The organism is [Clostridium] symbiosum (assembly GCA_036419695.1).
In the GTDB taxonomy this organism is placed as follows: domain Bacteria; phylum Bacillota; class Clostridia; order Lachnospirales; family Lachnospiraceae; genus Otoolea; species Otoolea symbiosa_A.
In genome coordinates this window covers 2,152,301-2,169,508 of sequence record CP143946.1, presented here as the reverse complement: position 1 = coordinate 2,169,508, position 17,208 = coordinate 2,152,301, and the positions used below count along the sequence as shown (strand labels likewise).

Sequence of the window (17,208 nt, the reverse complement as noted above, 5' to 3'; positions counted from 1 at the left end):
TTCAGTCCCCCTCTCCCACTGCATAGGCCGATGCGTACCGGGCCGTGTTGCTGATTGATACAAACAGCCTTTTTATCCCCAGTTCGTCCGCCTGTTCTTTTGCTTTCCCATATAAATTCACATAGGGTTTCCCCAGTCCATCCCGAAGGACCTCAATCTCCCTCGGCCCGAAGTTTCTAAATCCCGTCCCAAACACTTTGGAAACCGCTTCCTTTACGGCAAAATTGCCGGCCAGCCGGGCTATATTCCCCCCGGCCTGCCGGCACTCTTCCTCTGTATATGCACGCAGTAAAAAAGCCTCTTTGACACAGGCTTTTTTAACTCGTTCTATTTCAATTAAATCTGTTCCAACACCTATAATCATTTCTTCTCTCTGGCGTCTCCTGCTCTTCCAAGGGCCTCTTCTCTCTCCCGCTCCTGCTGATCCTGCATGTTGCAGACACGGTAAGAAAGGCGCATCAGGCTCTCGGATAAATGCACATTCTCCACTACCACATCGTCGGGAACCTGCAGGTCCGTATGGGCAAAATTCCAGATAGCCTTGATTCCTGCCTTGACAAGACGCTCTGCGATCTCAGGCGCCTTGGACTTCGGAATCGTGAGGGCTGCAATCTGCACCTCATTGTCCTTAATGAACTGTTCCAGGTCTTCAATCCCCCTGATCTCAACTCCACGGACTACCAGACCTACCAGACGGGGATTCACATCAAACATTCCCTTGATGATAAAACCACGCCGCTCGAAATTCGTATAATTGGCAATCGCCTGCCCCAGATTACCGGCACCTATGATAATCAGGTTATGCTGTCTGTCAATTCCCAGAATCCTCGCAATCTCAGTATATAAATACTTCACATTATATCCGTATCCCTGTTGTCCGAAACCGCCGAAATTGTTAAGATCCTGCCGAATCTGAGAAGCCGTCACTTTCATTCTGATACTTAAATCATTTGAAGAAATCCGCTCGACACCCTCTTCCAGCAACTCTCCCAAATACCGATAATATCTTGGAAGCCTGGAAATCACTGCTTTTGAAATCTCTTTCTGCTCCACGGCTCTTCGTCACCTTCTCTCTGAAAAATAAATTACTAATCATTATTATAGCATATGACAAATTATTGTCAAAGGTTTTTTGCTGAGCCTTGAAAAACCGCTCTGTTTATACTATAATTAACCATTAGCGGTATAAACACCAATGAACCGGGAGGATACTATGATTCTGTCATGTAACAACATATCAAAAGCATTCGGCACCGACTCCATCCTGGAGCATGTGTCATTCCATATAGAAGAACGCGAGAAGGCGGCCATTGTCGGAATCAACGGCGCCGGCAAAACAACACTTTTTAAAATCATTGTCGGCCAGATGGCGGCCGACGAGGGGGAGGTCGTCTGTTCCCGCGGAAAGACCCTCGGATATCTGGCGCAGCACCAGGATATCAGCAGCGACAACACGATATATGACGAGCTTATGGAGGTTAAGAAGCCCATCCTCATGATGGAGCAGCAGATCCGTGAGCTAGAGATAAAAATGAAGCATACAGAGGGCGATGCGCTGGAGGAGCTTTTCCAGGCCTACAGCAGGCTGAACCACGAGTTTGAGCTGATGAACGGCTATGCCTGGCAGAGTGAGATCACCGGCGTCTTGAAGGGCCTGGGATTTGTGGAGGAAGAATTCAGAAAACCGGTTAAGGAATTATCAGGCGGCCAGAAAACACGCGTTTCCCTCGGCAAGCTCCTGCTCTCGAAACCGGATATCATTCTGCTCGACGAGCCGACCAACCACCTGGACATGGAATCCATCGCCTGGCTGGAGGGATATCTTATCAACTACGCGGGAACCGTCGTAATTGTGGCCCATGACCGTTATTTCCTGGACCGCGTCGTGACTAAGATCATCGAGCTGGACAACGGCAGAGCCACCACCTTCCAGGGCAACTACTCCGCCTATGGTGAAAAGAAGGCCATGCTGCGCGCGGGAATCATGAAGGCATATTTAAACCAGCAGCAGGAAATCAAGCATCAGGAAGAGGTCATCACGAAGCTGCGCTCCTTCAACCGGGAGAAGTCGATTAAGCGGGCGGAAAGCCGGGAAAAACTGCTGGCCAAGATCGACGTGCTGGATAAACCGATGGAATTAAACGATGCGATGAACATCACGCTTGAGCCGAGCATTGTCAGCGGCAACGACGTCCTGACTGTGCGCGGGCTCACCAAGAAGTTCGACGGGCCGGTGCTTTTTTCGAACGTAGATTTTGACATCAAGCGCGGCGAACGGATTGCCATCATCGGTAACAACGGCACCGGCAAAACCACGATCCTCAAGATTATCAACGGACTGGTAAAACAGGATGCCGGGGAAATTACGCTGGGAGCAAAGGTGCAGGTTGGATATTACGATCAGGAACATCAGGTACTCCACATGGATAAGACTTTGTTCCAGGAGATCCAGGATACTTACCCGAATATGAACAACACACAGATCCGCAATGTCCTGGCGGCGTTCCTTTTCACCGGTGACGATGTGTTTAAGCTGATCCGCGATCTGAGCGGCGGCGAGCGCGGACGCGTCTCTCTGGCAAAACTGATGCTCTCCGAGGCTAATTTCCTGATCCTGGATGAGCCGACCAACCATTTGGACATAACCTCCAAGGAGATCCTGGAAAATGCCCTGGTGAATTATACGGGAACCGTGCTGTACGTCTCCCATGACCGTTATTTTATCAACAAGACGGCCACCAGAATCCTGGATCTGAAAAAGGGAACCCTGATCAATTATATCGGGAATTACGATTACTATCTGGAAAAGAAAGATACGATGGAGCAGCTTTATGCCCCGGCCGAGGACCTTTCGCCCTCCCCGAACCAAAACGCTGCCTCCGTCTCCGAGTCTTCCCCCGGTCCTTCGTCTTCTCTGGACTGGAAACAGCAGAAGGAAATGCAGGCCAAACTGCGTAAGAAACAGAATGCCCTGAAAAAGACGGAGGATGAGATACACGCCCTGGAAACAAGGGAACAGGAAATCGACGGTCTGCTCTGCCTGGAAGAAGTCTTTTCAGACGTGCCGAAGCTGATGGAGCTGAATAAAGAGAAAGAAGAAATCGCTTCCAAACTTGAAAAGCTCTATGAAACCTGGGAGGAGCTGGCGGAAGACGCCGGGTAATTTTTACTGATCCTGTCCGTTCTGTTTCCCGTCCTTCTGCAGCAGGCAGATCCCCGCGCAGGCAAGTCCGATTCCCAGGAGGGTAAATCCCGTGTTCATATCTATCGCTCTCATGGACGACAGGACAATGACTGCGATTCCCATGGCCAGGGCGGCCGCCTTAAAAACAAGCATGACAATTTCATGGATTTGCTGGTTTTTACTTCCCTCCGTTTTGGGACCGGGCGCCTCGGCCTGCATCAGTTCATCAATCGATATCCCCAGAATCTCCGCAAGTTTTGGGAGGGATTTCACATCAGGGCAGGACAGTTCCCTCTCCCATTTGGAAACCGCCTTGTCCGTCACTCCCATTTTTGCGGCCAGCTCAGCCTGCGTCATTTTCTTTTCCCTGCGAAGGGAGGCAATTGTCATTCCCATCGTCCGTTTTTCCATAATCATATACCTACATTCTCCAGGTGAACCGCACGGCAGCCAATGCGTTCCCGCATATCCAGCGGTCATCGGTTCCATGATACCACTTCTCCGGAAACACCTCAACCGACCGGCAGGTTAGTCTGCCCGACCGGTGGTTTACAAGATAACGTTTACATGTTACCGTTTACTCCCCGCGCAGGGCCTTAAGCAGACGGTCTATCTTCTCATCCCCGGCCCTCGCCCTCAAAGCGGCTTCCACCACCGGGCCTCCCGTTTCTCTCATCCTGAGAAGCAGTTCGTCGGAAAGTTCCACCGTCTCAATGCCGGATTCGGACAGGACCTCGGTGCAGGAATAAAGCTCCCTCTCGTCGGTTTCTCTGGCGTAATCCACCATCTCCTCCGCCGTCTCCTTCAAAATCTGCTGCTCTTCCCCGCTCAGCGAATCATAAAATTCCCCTCCCACCAGCATACAGTCGAAGTAGATCTTATGATTGGTATGGATCAGGTACTTTTGCAGGCGCTCAATGGAGTTGGAGACAATCAGCGGCAGCGTATTCTCCTGGGAGTTCACAAGCCCCTGCTGAAGCGCGGAATAGACCTGATGGATATCATATAATTTTGTCTGTGCGCCCAGACTCTGCCAGTACGCCCCTTCCATCGCATTGGAGGAATATATCCTGATCTGCAGCTTTGAAAAATCCGTTTCATCCATTATCTTTTCATTGCTTGTCAACACCCGGTAATGGGCGGGGAAAACGGCCAGGAGCTTTATTCCCCGCTCCTCACATTCCTCCTCCAGCATCCGGCGGACCTCACCTTCCCTGAGAAGTCCGTCTATTTCTTCCAGGGAGGCATCCGATAAGGTGGTCGCCCACAGCATCGCCTCCATTGTCTCTGTGGCGGCCGGCCCGATTCTCATCTCCACCGTCCCGTTGAGAAGAGGTTTATCGCTGTCATTGACGTGACCCAGCGTATCATCCGGGAATGTTTCCACGAGAAATCCGCCGTCCGAACGCTCCTCCAGCCGCATTTTAAAACGCCCGGCAATTTTCTGGGTTGTACTGTATGCGGTGGCGGAATGTGTCAATAGTATCACCTTTGCCTCCTGTTCCCCGGCGGTATCCGGTTCCCGCTCCTTCAGAAGAAGGCTGAAAAGCTCCGTCTCGGGCTGCGCACCTCCGCAACCTGCCAAAAGTAAGAAAACGGCCGCCCAGAGAACTGCCAAAATTCCTTTTATTCTCATGCGTCTCCCCCCTTCTTTAACCTGGCCCGGAATTGGCCCGGAGTCTCTCCCTCATACCGCTTGAATACGCGGATAAAACTCTGCGGCGAGTTAAATCCCACCCTGAGCCCGATGTCTCCGACCGTCTCATCCGTCTCCCTGAGAAGGTCTTTCGCCTGTTCCAGACGGTACCGGTTCAGATAATCCAGGAACCCCGGCGGCTGGCGCTCCGCAAATATTCTGGACAGGTAAGGAGCCGTAAGGCCCAGCTTTTCACTGATGCTCTCCAGGGAGAGGGTACTGTCGCCATATCCGTCCTTAATAAGCTCTTTTGCACGCTCCACACGGATATGCACCTCCCGGTTCCCCTCCTGCTCCTTCTTCCCGTTGTCCCCTTTTAATAAGCGGCCAAGCATCTGCACGCCCGGATTCTCTGGCCTGGCTCTCTCCATCCTCTGTTCCAAATCCGCCTGCGCCTGCAGCCAGAGCACATTTAAATCAAAGAGCGTTCCCGCCAGATCGCTTCCTCCCGCCGCCACTTCGAAACCACGTTCGGCCAGACTGCGGCGAAGGGATTTTTCAAACCGTTCCAGCTCACGGTACCATGTTGTTTCCGTCATGGCCGCTTTCATGCAGAGTACGATTCCAAGCCTCTGTTCCTCCATATCCACGGGCTGGACCAGGGCCGCTTTCCCCCAGTACTCTTCACTGCAGCGGATTACCTGGAGTCCGTACAGCTCTCCGTCCACCGGACTTTCACCGTCATGCTCCCTGCTCCTGTAGGTAAGAGCCAGAACACGGTAGCTGCCGTCAAGCGGAAATGGGCTTTGGATTTGTTCCAGGGTCTGCCTCACCGCATTTTCATCCCAGCCTTTACCGGTCATCAACTGTTTAAAAAGATGCTCGCTGAGCGAGGCCCCAACCGACTGAAGAATGTCTTTCAGCCTCTCGTTCTGTTCACGGTCCTCCTTAACGATTCCCCGCAGCAGCTCCTGTTCGGTAGCCGATACCCCGACGTTTCCCGTCCGGCCGCCCTGGTTCTTCTGTGAGATCAGCGATTCCAAAAGTGCGCGGAAAGGCCGGTAAATACGCCATATCAGGTAAAAAGACGCAACCGTCAGCAGCGCCATTGCAAACAGGCCGTATATAACCAAAGCCCTCACCAGACTGGGGGCCTCCACATCCAGATGAATCCCGGCCATATGCTGTATGAAATACCATCCCGTCCTGTCCGACTGGTAAACCAGAAGATATCCTTCCCCGGAACGGTAAACTTCCTTCCCGTCCCCTGTCTGTTCCTGCTCCAAGACCATCAGCCGCTCCGCGCCGGGATAGGACAGCATGCCCGAGAAAACCGGGATTCCCCTGCTGTCATAGACATAAATCATCCCGCCTCCCGTCGTCTGTTCCGCCGCCAGTCCCATTTTCCGGTAAATTTCGGGCAGATTCAGCCTGAGAATCACCCTTGCCAGTGTCTTCGCATCGGGATAATCCATTACCATCCATCCCTCACCGTCCAGGCAGAAAAAACCGTTTCCAAAGCCTCCCGTTTTCATCGCCCCGGGTAAATTCCCGTTCCCTGCGGCGCCTCCCTTAACATCCAGGAGTTCCTGCCGTGAAAAGTTCTCGCTGTTAACCACGCTTTTATCCGAGCCGAGCACCTTGTCCGAATAAGGCAGGTACAGGTATGCCTCCGTCACATCCTCATCCCTGTCCACGAGGTTCGACAGCTCCTGCACCACGTTCATGGCCTGCTGCTGAAGCAGGTTTTTGCCCGAAACCATCAGGCGGCTGCAGTCCTGCGCCTGCAGAAGGCTCTCCATTTTTGCGGTCAGCGAGGCAGCCGCCTTGTCCGCTTCCAGGCTCCGCTCCTTCATATTGGCAAAACAGACGTCCGACTGTTTCTCCAGATATTGTTCTTCATATAGATTTCCGAGAAAATAAGCAAAAAAGGTGCCGATCACAATGGTTACCGCCATGAGCACCAGCAGCGTTTGTCCAAACATTCCGGAAAACCGGAATTTAAACCTTATCCGTTTCATCCATTTTACCCCCGCTTTATCGTACCATAAATCATTTCCCCGGACAAGGCGGCTTCGTCACTCCACGCCAATTCCCCGGGGTGAATGAATCACTTCCCGGGGAAACGGTAAACTACTCAATCCTGCAGACGTTATCTGCTTCCTATGCCGTTTTAAAGGTAAATGTATAAGTCCTCTCCGTTTTTCCGTCCGGGCCTGTCACCGTGACGGCGGCCGGTCCCGACACCGGCACGGTAACCGGGCAGCGGCTGGATGCGGGGGCGCCGTTGACCGTAAGGCCGGTGATGCGTTCCGACATGGCCACCGGCGTCATGGTCACAGTTCCCTGAAGCGGTGAAACGATCACCTCATACTCATATTCAAACGGAACAAATTTGTTGGATACAGCATATTTTAACCGCCCGTCTTTAAGCGTTTCATTTTCCATCTCCTGTCCTGCCTTGTACTTAAAGTCGTGGCCGACGAGTTCCGCGTCCAGGAAGGTGACGCTGCTGAGCTGGGCATTCGTCCTGTAGTCGAAGTAGAGATTTTCCTCCACCCGCTCGCTTGCCCCGGTATTGTCAACCTCCAGGCGGGTAAACACCTTGCCGTCGTATTTTCCCTTGTACTCTGCCAGAACCTGTTTTCCTGCGATGGAAAAGCCGGTCCAGTTCAGGGTGTCAAAGCTGTTTCCGTCCTTTGCAAGGAGAGCGCCGTCGCCGCGCCTGTCGTCGCTGACTCCGTCCGGGCCGTAATTGACCAGGTTCTGAAGGCACTGCTCCCAGACCATCAGATAGTCGGAACCGACCCCGATCCGGTTATGGCCCGTATACAGCTCTTTGACCGATTTGCCCTCCTTTGTATAGGCCGCCATCAACTGCTGATGCAGTGACAGAAGCAGATCCTGGCGCACGCCTTTGGCTCCGAACTGGTCCGCCACCCAGTAGCGGTTGACGCCGTAAATATCGGAGGAGAATAAAAGTCCATGTTCGCGGTCGTAGATCAGAATGGAGGCGTCCTCATGGCCGGGAAGCTGGTAAAACTCGAATTTGCAGTTTCCCAGATCCAGGGTATCCCCCTCCGAAACGGGATGCACTTTATCACCTTCATAGGTACCCGATACCGTACCGTCGATAACCGGGTTGCCGCTTGTATAATCTTTGGCATACGTCTCAATGCTCCATTCCCCGCCCATTGGGCCGACCCTGTCGCAGAAATATACATCCAGGCCGTTGTGGTAGGCAACCGCCAGAGCCCCCTTATGATCCGGATGGTTATGGCCCAGCACGAAGACGTAGGGCTTGGTTGCGATCTCATTTACCCGGTCAATCAGGCTGGTCGTGGTGTTGGTCGGCATCAGGCCGTCGTAGAGAATTCCCATCCGGCTGCCTTCAATGTAATAGGCCGCCGCCTGGAAGTTGTCGAAGAAACGGTAAACGGACGGGTAGTCCTCTGAACCTTCATGGAGTTTATCCGTGGCAAAATCGTGCCAGGCCGGACGGTCAATCCGCCAGATAAACCGGCTTACGGGGCTGTCGGCCAGTCCGTCCCTGGTGGCATAGGCCTCCACCTCCACACAGAAATAAACATTGTCATAGGGAAAATCCCAGTTGTTATTCAGGCCGAACATGGGATCGGTGGAGTATCCCGGAATATAATCAATCCACTCTCCCCACTCGTCGCTCAGGGTGACGCCGTTGCCGCGGTCCCCGATAAACAGTCCTTTCATCTCCGGATGGGAGATGTTAAAAGCACGGCAGCGCCAATGCACCGTCGCATTTTTGGTCGGCGTGAACCAAACAGGACGGCAGCGTACGAATTTCCGGTGGGATACCGGCATCGACCACACAGGGGAAACCATCCGTCTGCCGATGGTTTCAATGATAATCCGTGCCTCCGTATCGGTAATTCCATCGGTCGGGTTGATGGTCCGATCGGTTCTTCCCCTCATATAATTGTGCCCAACCAGTGTATTCAGCGCATTTCTGCAGTCCGGGCTTATTTTTCCCGCATCCTCAAATTCGGACAGATAATCCGTTTCCGGGTTATCGAGGCGGAAGGCGCTGCACAGAATCACCGCCGCATCCTCGCGGGTCATGGCCGACATCGGGTAGAAACAGTCATCCGGGGACGCCGCGGATAAAATCCCCATATCAAGGGCCGCTTCCACCGGTTTTACATAATCGTTCCTTCCGGTCACGTCAAAATAATTTCTTACACGCTCCTCTTTCAGCACATTGCCGTCACCGTCGATATCGGTTCCGTCATCCATGACGCCGTTATAGTGATACCAGCCGAAATAGCCGGCCAGACGGATCATAAAATCTCCTCTCGTCATCGGCCTGTCTACCTCGATAGAATGGGCACCCGATGTCTGTCCTGTATGGAAAGTCACGGAATATACCGTTCCCTCCAGGGACCAGGTTATCTCCACATCATATCCGCCTACGCCGTCCCGCATGACAATGGTCCCGTCCGGATCCACGGATACGAGGTGTTTATTGCTTGATCTCCATGTGCCCTCCGTCTTTTCTTCCCCGTCTACAATGGCAGCCAGTTTCACCGGCTGGATAAATTCGAGGGTATAGGTCTGGCCGTTCATATTCACGTCACCACCCTGTATGTAGATGCCTCCCTCGGGAGCTTTCTTCTTTTCCGGAACCGGTGCGGAGCTTTCCCCTTTTTCCGTTCCTTCCGTGCCCGAGGTCACCGCGGCCGCGGCGCATCCCGGCAGAATCGAGGACAGGCTGATGGCGGCGGCTCCCCATGCCATTCCCTTCACAAACTGGCGTCTGCTGATCGTTCCCGACGGCCGTTCCTCCTGTGTATCTGTCTTTTCCAATGTTTCTCTCATGAGCGTTCCCTCCTCAAAAATCACATTAATATTATAGATGTCCGGACCTGCATTCAGCATTGCGGCGCCGTCCACATTTTCTCACTCTGTTTTCCTCTTTTTCAGCTTCTTCCGAAAGAGAATCCGGCAAAGAAGCAGGCTGAGTTCAAATAAAAACAACATCGGAAAGGCCACCAGTATCTGCGATGTCACATCCGGCGGTGTGATCAGGGCGGCTATGATAAAGACCGCAAGAATCACGTATTTCCTGTTTTTTCTCAGCACTCCCGGGTTAAGGATCCCGGCTTTTGTCAGCATGATCACAACCACCGGCAGTTCAAAGACAATACCAAATGTCACCAGGGTCGTTGCAACAAAGCTGATATAGCTCTCGATCGATACCATCGGGGAAATCGTCTGCCCGGCATTCATTCCTGCAAAAAACAGCAGCGTGATGGGAAGGACAATCTCAAACGCAAACGCTGCTCCTATAAAAAACTGCGCCATCCCAAAGGTCAGGATTACAAAACACGACCTGCGTTCCCCGCGCGTCAGCCCGGGCCTTACGAATCCCCATATCTGGTAGATGATGACCGGACAGGCAAAGGCCGCGCCGCCAATCAGCGCCAGACGGATATACGACAGTACCAGTTCCGTTGGGGCAATATATACAAATTGAAATCCTTCCGCTTTCTCTATCAGCCGCTCCGTCAGCCAGGCCGCCTGCCCCAGGCAGAGAAATACGGCTCCGAAAAAACAGATGATGCAGGCCGTCAGCCGTTTTCTGAATTCCTCCAGATGGGATACCAGGGACATCCTGCACTCTCCGGCTTCTCTTTTCAGTTTCAGGCGTTTCAGAAAAGCGGCACGTTTCCCACCCAATTCTTTCTCCAAATTCCATCACCTCACTTCTGTTCCGGGCAGCCCTGCCGCATAACCCGGAAACTTCGATTCCATCCGCAGTCCGCCTGCTTTTGTCAGCTCTCCGCCGGTTCCTCTGCCGCCGGGAACGTCTCGTCCTCGGCTCTCTTACTGCTCCTCTTAAAGTTTCCTATGGTCTGTCCCATCGCCTTCCCAAGCTGAGGCAGCTTTTTCGGGCCAAAAATTAAAATCGCAATACCCATTATAATTAACAGTTCTGTTGTTCCCAGTCTCATTCCGTTCTCCTTTTCTATTTTTCTTTCTTCTGCATTTTTCTTCCTTTTGCCCATTGCCGTCTTCTCTTCGATTATTTACATCACGGCGGCTTCCCGTAACAGTTCATGCTGTCTGAACTGTTACGCTTCCCGGCTCCTGTCCTGACTCGGCACCGGTGCGTCCTCCTCCCGGACTGTCCCGGCATCCCGGCATTCCGGCTGCGCGGCGGCCTGATGCGTCTTGGGGGCGGCCGGCTCTGCGCTCTCGTTCCATTCTCCCTCAAAGGAATTCACATACCTTTTGAAGGATCCGACTGCCTGGCCTGCGAGTTTTCCAAGCTCCGGCAGTTTTGACGGGCCGAAGACAACCAGCGCCACCACCAGGATCAGGATCAATTCCGTTGTTCCAATTTTCATTCCCTGCCTCCTTATTATTGTCCGTGCGGATGTCCGCGTAAATATCCATCGCCGCGTGAATTGTATCCGCATCTGAATTTTGATAGTGACAGCTTACCAGGGAACAGGGAGGTTGTATATTTTCAATTCTTTTCCTGCAAGGAAAATCATGGGATATTTTTGTTAAAACAGCGTTTTTTGTTCATCCGGGTACGGACAGATTAAAAATTGTTAAAGCAAAAAGAATAAAGTCCGGGCGGGAACAGTCTGCTTTCCTGTTCCCGCCCGGACTCTATTCTTTTGCTTTATTCTATATTCTGCTTTATGCTGATTTCCCCGTTGTCCGGATTACTGTTTCGTTCCGGATTCCATCTCAGGCTGTTACTTATAAATAGGCTTTTTTCAATGCCTTTAAGAGAATCTTCGGCATCTTGTTGTACGGTGTAACCGGACAAATCGTCTTATTCACATTCATCAATGTGTATACGGCGATTCTGGCGGCTCTCACGGAATATTCTTCGGTAAAGACCATGTCGTCCGGTATTTCCACAAACTGGCTCATCATGGCGAAGTTGGTGGACCCCTCCGGCACAACCTGCGGACGGTCGCTCATCTTGCGCGGTTGGAACTGTGCGTCAACATAAGGCATATAGCATGGGATTACATTGATAACCGTCTCCATCAGCTCTGCGATCTCCTCCTCCGGAATATGAAGCTGATGCAGATATTCATTGAGCATCTCCTCGCCGGTGCAGTCCTTCATGGCTTTCTTCACATAGTCGCCTTCCCTGTCGGTGTAGAGTCCGTATCCCCAGAAGATCGTCACGTCTGCCGGCTGATTCGGGAAATGAGGCTGGGCAGCCACTACGCTGCTCATCTTCCATCCGGAATCCTTGAACGTCATCAGGGCGCCGCTGCCTGGAATGTTGCCGGTAAACGCCTCGATTTTCTTCAAAATCCTGTCGCCGCGGCAGGTAACGGTAAAGCTCAGCCAGTTGGATTCATGCTCTTTCGTAAAGAACGGCTCAGGATTGCCGAGACGGCCCGGTTTCTTTGCCGCAATCTTGGCCCACAGTTCTCCGGAAATCGGTTTGCGCTCCGGAACGGGCGCCGGTGTATGAAGATCACCCAGCGTGGCGCTGTCCGTCATGCAGGCATTAATCATAAAGCAGAGGTCGTCCGCCTTAAGCTCTACGGTCTTCGTCTCGCCATTGTCGTTCAGATGAAGTTTCGTAACGGTGATATCGTCTCCCTCGGCGAAATCGATATCCTCCACAGTGCAGTTTTCCTTAAATACAACGCCCTCTTTTCTCAGGTATTCCTCGATCGGTCGGATGATGCTGTCGTACTGGTTGAGCGGGCTTCTCGTAACGCCTTCCAGCGTCTCGATACGGCTGAACTCAAATATCATCCTGTTCATATAGCGGCGGAACTCGAATACACTGCTCCATGTCTGGAATGCGAACGTCGTCTGCCACATGTGCCAGAAATTCGTTGTGAAGAAATGAGGCATATCGTCAAACCACTCCTGGATTGTCACCTCATCCAGATCCTTCTCGTCGGCGCGCAGAAGTTTGAGGATTCTCATCCTCTCCGCCTGGGTAAAGCCCATGCTGCGGACATCCAGGATATTGCCATCCTTGTCAACCAGACGCGCCTTGGCGCAGGTCGGATGGGCATGGTCAAAGTTCAGAATCTCCTCCGTCACGCTTCTGTTCGGCTGTGTAAGGGAAGGAATCGTCCTGAACAGCTCCCAGAAGTTCTCGTAGGTCTCCTCATTCAGCATACGGCCGCCGCGGCATACAAATCCTCCTTCCGGCGTTCCGATTCCGTCATTGCTGCCGCCCAGAATATGCATTCCTTCATAGATGGTAATCTGCTCTCCCGGAAATTTACAGTCGCGGATCAGATAGGCCGCGCCCGCCAGGCTGGCCAGGCCTCCGCCTACAAAGTGAGCGGTTCTGCCCTCATAACTGCGGCGGCTCATGACAGCCTCTTCCACTGCGTCTTTTTTCGCTTCATCGCTCTTTTTCTTCTGGTCGTAAATTTTTTTTGCAGCTACGCCCGCAACTGCGGCGGCCGCTCCGGTGGTCAGGATGCGACCCCATCTTTTCTTTCCCATAATAACAGACCTTCTTTCTTTTACTTTCCAATACGGTATACGTCCTGTGCCTGCCTGTCCGTAAGCGGTAAAAACAGACACTCTGTTTCCATATTATACCACTTCGGTTCACAAATGTCACTACATGTAGTTATTAATTCTACATCGCATTATGTCGACATATTATGCAGAGGCGGCGTATCAGGAGGATGCCGGTCCAGGCTCATTCCCCAGTTCTTCGTCATTGGCAGGGCCGTTCCCATTGGAAACAATTCCGGGATCCTCATCCATCATCAGTTCTTCCGAATCCGGTTTTCTGCCCGCCGTATCAAGCCCCAGAGCCTTCTCCAGATTCCTTACAAGCTCCGGACTGTTGCGCTTCATGTCAATCCGGATTTCCGTATTGCCGTAGCACTGGATCAGCCAGCCGAACCACATCGCCGGATCACTGTCGAAATAGGACGGCAGAGGCTGTGCCATGCTGCTCTCCGACAGATACTGGTAGAAATCAGCCATAAAATCATTATCTTCTTTATCATTCCCCGTTGCATAGGCAATATATTCACCAAAGGCCATTGCCAGGGTCTCCGGGTTGGTAAATTTCAGTTTTTTATAATTTTTATCCGTCTTGTGATAGACAAAGTAAATTCCCTGATCGGTCTTGGGGGCGGAAAAATATTTCTTATCCGTGTAGTACATAAACTCCCAGCCCGACTCCACAAACTTCTTGATCCACTCCCGCGGAACTCCGGAAAGAGCCTGGGTGATCTTGTCCCTCTCCTCGTTTGTAGGTTTTCTTTTTCCCTGTATCGTCATGTCGTAGCGGTTGTCCCGCAGCCCGTTCTCATCGTAATAGTTCATGCCGACAAACTGATTGGCCGCCATCTGCCCGTCTTCATAAAAATAGTATTTATGACCGTCAACCATACGGAATCCCCTGTTATACATCACGCCCTTGGAATCAAACCAGTACCAGGCCCCGCCCTTTTGAAGCCAGCCCTTTGTCACGACACCGTCCTCGTCCATGTAGTGCCACTGTTCTTCTTCCGCATCGTAAGCCCAGCCTGTGGCCATCTCCCCGTTCTCACGGAAAAAGTAATAATTTGACCCAATTTTTCTAAGCCCCGTCTGCATATAACCGCTGCTGCTAAAGTAATACCAGCGCCCGTCGTCGTACAGCCAGCTTTTTTCCAGGTACATACCGTCGGGCAGCATGTACTGCCAGTCCTCCCCGTCCCCGGTCCAGTCTCCTTTGACGGATGGGTCTTCCTCAGCCAGGGCGGTGCCTGCAAGCAGAAACAGCATCAGGCAGACAGAAAAAAACAGAACCCCATATTTCTTCAAAACACAGCGCCCCTTTCCAGCTCAAACTAAACTCCGTTTTAGTTATTTTACCGCACCGTCAATCAAAAGTATAGTGAAAAATTCTTACAGCATTCATAAAAAATGCCGCACGGGACATTGCCCGTGAACAGAATCCCCGGGAATTTACCGTAAAAATTTCTCTTTTGGTCCCTGTTTTTTCCGTTGTCTTACCATCTTTCTTGTAGTATACTGGGAACCATAATATCAGCCGGACAAACGGACAGCCCGCCGAGCCTTAAGGGGCGCCGGACCGGAGAAAGAGAGATACCACCATGAAATACAAACGCCCCCTGGCGATTGCCGGAGTCGTCATAATACTCCTGCTCTATGTGTCAACCATCGTATTCGCTTTAATCGACAGCCCGCTTGCGCAGAGCCTGTTAATGGCTTCCCTCTTCTGCACTGTTGTGGTGCCAGCGGTTCTTTATGGGTATTATGTGATTATTAAATATATGAAAGATCGGAAGTAGGATTTAGTTGAGATGCGAGGACGCCGCTGGGGGATGACGGGCGGGGGTGTGGTTGTGTGGTGAGTCTTCAGTCCCGGGGGGGAGGGTGTGGTGAGGGGAATCCGGGAGAAAAAATTCCTACGGGGACCCGCTCCCGCTTGTGGAATGCGCAGCGGATGCTAGCTTCGAAAAAGCCTCAGCAAGCACCGGCGGATTCCAATGTCCCCTTCGGAAAGTTTTCTCCCTCCTTCCCCCCAGGCAGTTTATCGGCCGGGACTGAAGACCGCGAAGGGACCGCCCCGTCCGGCATCTTCAGAGGCTGATTGTCTCTTTCGTCAAGTGCGGATGGGAGGATTGTCACTGCCCATTATGTGGAAGTGATACTTTTATAGTCTGATTGCATCTAATACTGAATTTAGAATAGAAATTTAATCCACAAAAAAGGAGGCAGTCTCTCTGCCTCCAATAGCACGTAGTGGTTGCGACAAATCCCCCCTCCTCTTGAAGGAGGAGAACAAATCAGCGGCCGCAGGCCAGGGTACGGGATGGCGACAACCTTCGCGTCTTCAGTCCCGGGCCATAACCTTCCCGTGGGGAATCCGGGAGAAAAAGATTCCGCAGGGAACCTGGGAGTTCATTGGTACTTACCGAGGTCTTTTCGAGGTTAGTACCACTATGTACTCCAAAGAGCGCAAGCGTTTCCCGAAGGAACTTTTTCTGCCCGGATTCCCCACCCGCGACAACCTCCCCCCCCGGGACTGAAGACTCATAAACCTCTCTCCCCATCCCGCCCCCCGACCGTTCCGGCGGCGTTCTCACTACTTCACCCTTATAATCTCATTTCTTCCAGGTCCATTCGACACCATCGTAATCGGAACCCCGATTTCCTTCTGGATTTCCTCGATGTATGCGCGGCACTCTGCCGGAAGTTTGCTGTATTCACGGATTCCCCTGATATCGCATTTCCAGCCCGGCATTTTTTTATAGACGGGTTTTGCTTTCTCCAGTTTATAGGTTACAGGGAAGTCTTTGACGATTTCTCCGTCTATCTCATAGCCGGTACAGATTGTGAGCTCGTCCAGGTAGCCGAGCACGTCTAATACGGTCAGGGCGGCTTCTGTTGTTCCCTGGATGCGGCAGCCGTATCTGCTGGCAACGGCGTCGAACCAGCCCACGCGTCTCGGACGGCCTGTTGTAGCGCCGAATTCTCCCTTGTCTCCGCCGCGGCGTCTCAGCTCGTCGGCTTCCTCGCCGAAGATTTCGCTTACAAAGGCTCCGCCGCCGACTGCGCTGGAGTATGCCTTTACGACCGTCGTGATGTTTTTAATCTCATAGGGAGGAATGCCTGCTCCGATGGCGCCGTAAGCCGCCAGGGTGGAGGAGGAGGTAACCATCGGGTAAATGCCGTGGTCCGGATCTTTTAATGAGCCTAACTGGCCTTCCAGCAGGATGTTTTTTCCTTCCCTGATTGCATGGTAGAGATAGGAAGATACGTCGCAGACATACGGCTCCACCATCTCTTTATATTTCATCATTTCTTCAAAAAGCTGTTCCGGATCAAGGAGCGGTTTGTGGTAAAGATGCTCAAGAAGCACATTCTTTGTCTCGCATACCCGGCAAATTTTCTCCTTCAGGCCCGCCGCGTCGAAAAGCTCGCTGACCTGGAAACCGATTTTTGCATATTTATCTGAGTAGAACGGCGCAATACCGGATTTTGTGGAACCGAAGGACTTTCCTCCGAGACGCTCCTCCTCGTATTCGTCGAACTGCACATGGTAAGGCATCAGAATCTGGGCCCGGTCGGATACCAGGATTCTGGGTTTTGGCACGCCTTTTGAGACAAGGTCATTTATCTCATTGACAAGATAGGGGATATTTAATGCCACACCGTTGCCGATAATGCTGGTTGTGTGATTGTAAAATACGCCGGACGGCAGCAGATGAAGGGCGAAACGGCCGTAATCGTTGATAATTGTATGGCCCGCATTGCTTCCTCCCTGGAACCGGATGATAATATCCGACTCTTCGGCCAGCATATCCGTAATTTTACCCTTGCCCTCGTCTCCCCAGTTTGCTCCTACTATTGCTCTTACCATGAATATTTTCCT

The 17,208-nt window shown here is 52.2% G+C and carries 14 protein-coding genes; 2 read left to right on the top strand and 12 right to left on the bottom strand.

From position 1 onward, the window contains the following. Nucleotide 1: 1 nt before the first annotated feature. Together acpS and V3C10_09950 are read right to left on the bottom strand one after the other, a co-directional pair. Complete coding sequence (acpS, locus tag V3C10_09955) at nt 2-364, bottom strand: holo-ACP synthase (GenBank protein WVP64105.1); 363 nt, start codon at nt 362-364, stop codon at nt 2-4. After that, nucleotides 361-1,053: a redox-sensing transcriptional repressor Rex gene (locus V3C10_09950; GenBank protein WVP64104.1), complete on the bottom strand. Its 693-nt coding sequence runs from the start codon at nt 1,051-1,053 to the stop codon at nt 361-363. Before V3C10_09950 ends, acpS begins: the two co-directional genes overlap by 4 nt. A 160-nt stretch (nt 1,054-1,213) precedes the next feature. Between V3C10_09950 and V3C10_09945 the strand changes: the two genes are divergently transcribed. Beyond that, nucleotides 1,214-3,163: an ABC-F family ATP-binding cassette domain-containing protein gene (locus tag V3C10_09945; GenBank protein ID WVP64103.1), complete on the top strand. Its 1,950-nt coding sequence runs from the start codon at nt 1,214-1,216 to the stop codon at nt 3,161-3,163. A 3-nt stretch (nt 3,164-3,166) separates the two neighbouring features. Here V3C10_09945 and V3C10_09940 read toward each other — a convergent pair whose 3' ends face one another. The 9 genes from V3C10_09940 to V3C10_09900 all read right to left on the bottom strand — a co-directional run bounded on the left by V3C10_09940 (nt 3,167) and on the right by V3C10_09900 (nt 14,630). Next, nucleotides 3,167-3,601: a helix-turn-helix transcriptional regulator gene (locus tag V3C10_09940; protein ID WVP64102.1), complete on the bottom strand. Its 435-nt coding sequence runs from the start codon at nt 3,599-3,601 to the stop codon at nt 3,167-3,169. 160 nt (nt 3,602-3,761) lie between these two features. After that, a complete protein-coding gene (locus V3C10_09935; GenBank protein ID WVP64101.1) occupies nt 3,762-4,820 on the bottom strand; it encodes a TRAP transporter substrate-binding protein in 1,059 nt (352 codons plus the stop codon). Then, nucleotides 4,817-6,841: a helix-turn-helix transcriptional regulator gene (locus tag V3C10_09930; protein ID WVP64100.1), complete on the bottom strand. Its 2,025-nt coding sequence runs from the start codon at nt 6,839-6,841 to the stop codon at nt 4,817-4,819. Before V3C10_09930 ends, V3C10_09935 begins: the two co-directional genes overlap by 4 nt. A 142-nt stretch (nt 6,842-6,983) precedes the next feature. Next, entirely contained in the window at nt 6,984-9,674 is a 2,691-nt protein-coding gene (locus V3C10_09925) for a cadherin-like beta sandwich domain-containing protein (protein WVP64099.1), read from the bottom strand. 81 nt (nt 9,675-9,755) lie between these two features. Then, on the bottom strand, nt 9,756-10,547 hold the full coding sequence (gene tatC / locus V3C10_09920; GenBank protein ID WVP64098.1) for a twin-arginine translocase subunit TatC: 792 nt from the start codon (nt 10,545-10,547) through the stop codon (nt 9,756-9,758). An 83-nt stretch (nt 10,548-10,630) separates the two neighbouring features. Then, nucleotides 10,631-10,810: a twin-arginine translocase TatA/TatE family subunit gene (tatA, locus tag V3C10_09915; protein ID WVP64606.1), complete on the bottom strand. Its 180-nt coding sequence runs from the start codon at nt 10,808-10,810 to the stop codon at nt 10,631-10,633. 120 nt (nt 10,811-10,930) lie between these two features. Then, on the bottom strand, nt 10,931-11,206 hold the full coding sequence (locus V3C10_09910) for a twin-arginine translocase TatA/TatE family subunit (protein ID WVP64097.1): 276 nt from the start codon (nt 11,204-11,206) through the stop codon (nt 10,931-10,933). A 364-nt stretch (nt 11,207-11,570) separates the two neighbouring features. Further along, entirely contained in the window at nt 11,571-13,307 is a 1,737-nt protein-coding gene (locus tag V3C10_09905) for an oleate hydratase (protein WVP64096.1), read from the bottom strand. 180 nt (nt 13,308-13,487) lie between these two features. Further along, nucleotides 13,488-14,630 (bottom strand): N-acetylmuramoyl-L-alanine amidase family protein, encoded by a 1,143-nt coding sequence (locus tag V3C10_09900; GenBank protein ID WVP64095.1) that lies wholly within the window; start codon nt 14,628-14,630, stop codon nt 13,488-13,490. A gap of 293 nt (nt 14,631-14,923) precedes the next feature. Between V3C10_09900 and V3C10_09895 the strand changes: the two genes are divergently transcribed. After that, complete coding sequence (locus V3C10_09895; GenBank protein WVP64094.1) at nt 14,924-15,121, top strand: hypothetical protein; 198 nt, start codon at nt 14,924-14,926, stop codon at nt 15,119-15,121. A 797-nt stretch (nt 15,122-15,918) separates the two neighbouring features. Here V3C10_09895 and V3C10_09890 read toward each other — a convergent pair. After that, on the bottom strand, nt 15,919-17,196 hold the full coding sequence (locus V3C10_09890) for an adenylosuccinate synthase (protein WVP64093.1): 1,278 nt from the start codon (nt 17,194-17,196) through the stop codon (nt 15,919-15,921). Nucleotides 17,197-17,208: the final 12 nt, after the last annotated feature.

What these genes read in the sequence shown, in the direction of transcription:
- acpS (WVP64105.1), bottom strand. Translation starts at nt 364, where the DNA reads ATGATTATAGGTGTTGGAACAGATTTAATTGAAATAGAACGAGTTAAA.
- V3C10_09945 (WVP64103.1), top strand. Translation starts at nt 1,214, where the DNA reads ATGATTCTGTCATGTAACAACATATCAAAAGCATTCGGCACCGACTCC.
- V3C10_09940 (WVP64102.1), bottom strand. Translation starts at nt 3,601, where the DNA reads ATGATTATGGAAAAACGGACGATGGGAATGACAATTGCCTCCCTTCGC.
- V3C10_09935 (WVP64101.1), bottom strand. Translation starts at nt 4,820, where the DNA reads ATGAGAATAAAAGGAATTTTGGCAGTTCTCTGGGCGGCCGTTTTCTTA.
- V3C10_09930 (WVP64100.1), bottom strand. Translation starts at nt 6,841, where the DNA reads ATGAAACGGATAAGGTTTAAATTCCGGTTTTCCGGAATGTTTGGACAA.
- V3C10_09925 (WVP64099.1), bottom strand. Translation starts at nt 9,674, where the DNA reads ATGAGAGAAACATTGGAAAAGACAGATACACAGGAGGAACGGCCGTCG.
- tatA (WVP64606.1), bottom strand. Translation starts at nt 10,810, where the DNA reads ATGAGACTGGGAACAACAGAACTGTTAATTATAATGGGTATTGCGATT.
- V3C10_09910 (WVP64097.1), bottom strand. Translation starts at nt 11,206, where the DNA reads ATGAAAATTGGAACAACGGAATTGATCCTGATCCTGGTGGTGGCGCTG.
- V3C10_09905 (WVP64096.1), bottom strand. Translation starts at nt 13,307, where the DNA reads ATGGGAAAGAAAAGATGGGGTCGCATCCTGACCACCGGAGCGGCCGCC.
- V3C10_09895 (WVP64094.1), top strand. Translation starts at nt 14,924, where the DNA reads ATGAAATACAAACGCCCCCTGGCGATTGCCGGAGTCGTCATAATACTC.
- V3C10_09890 (WVP64093.1), bottom strand. Translation starts at nt 17,196, where the DNA reads ATGGTAAGAGCAATAGTAGGAGCAAACTGGGGAGACGAGGGCAAGGGT.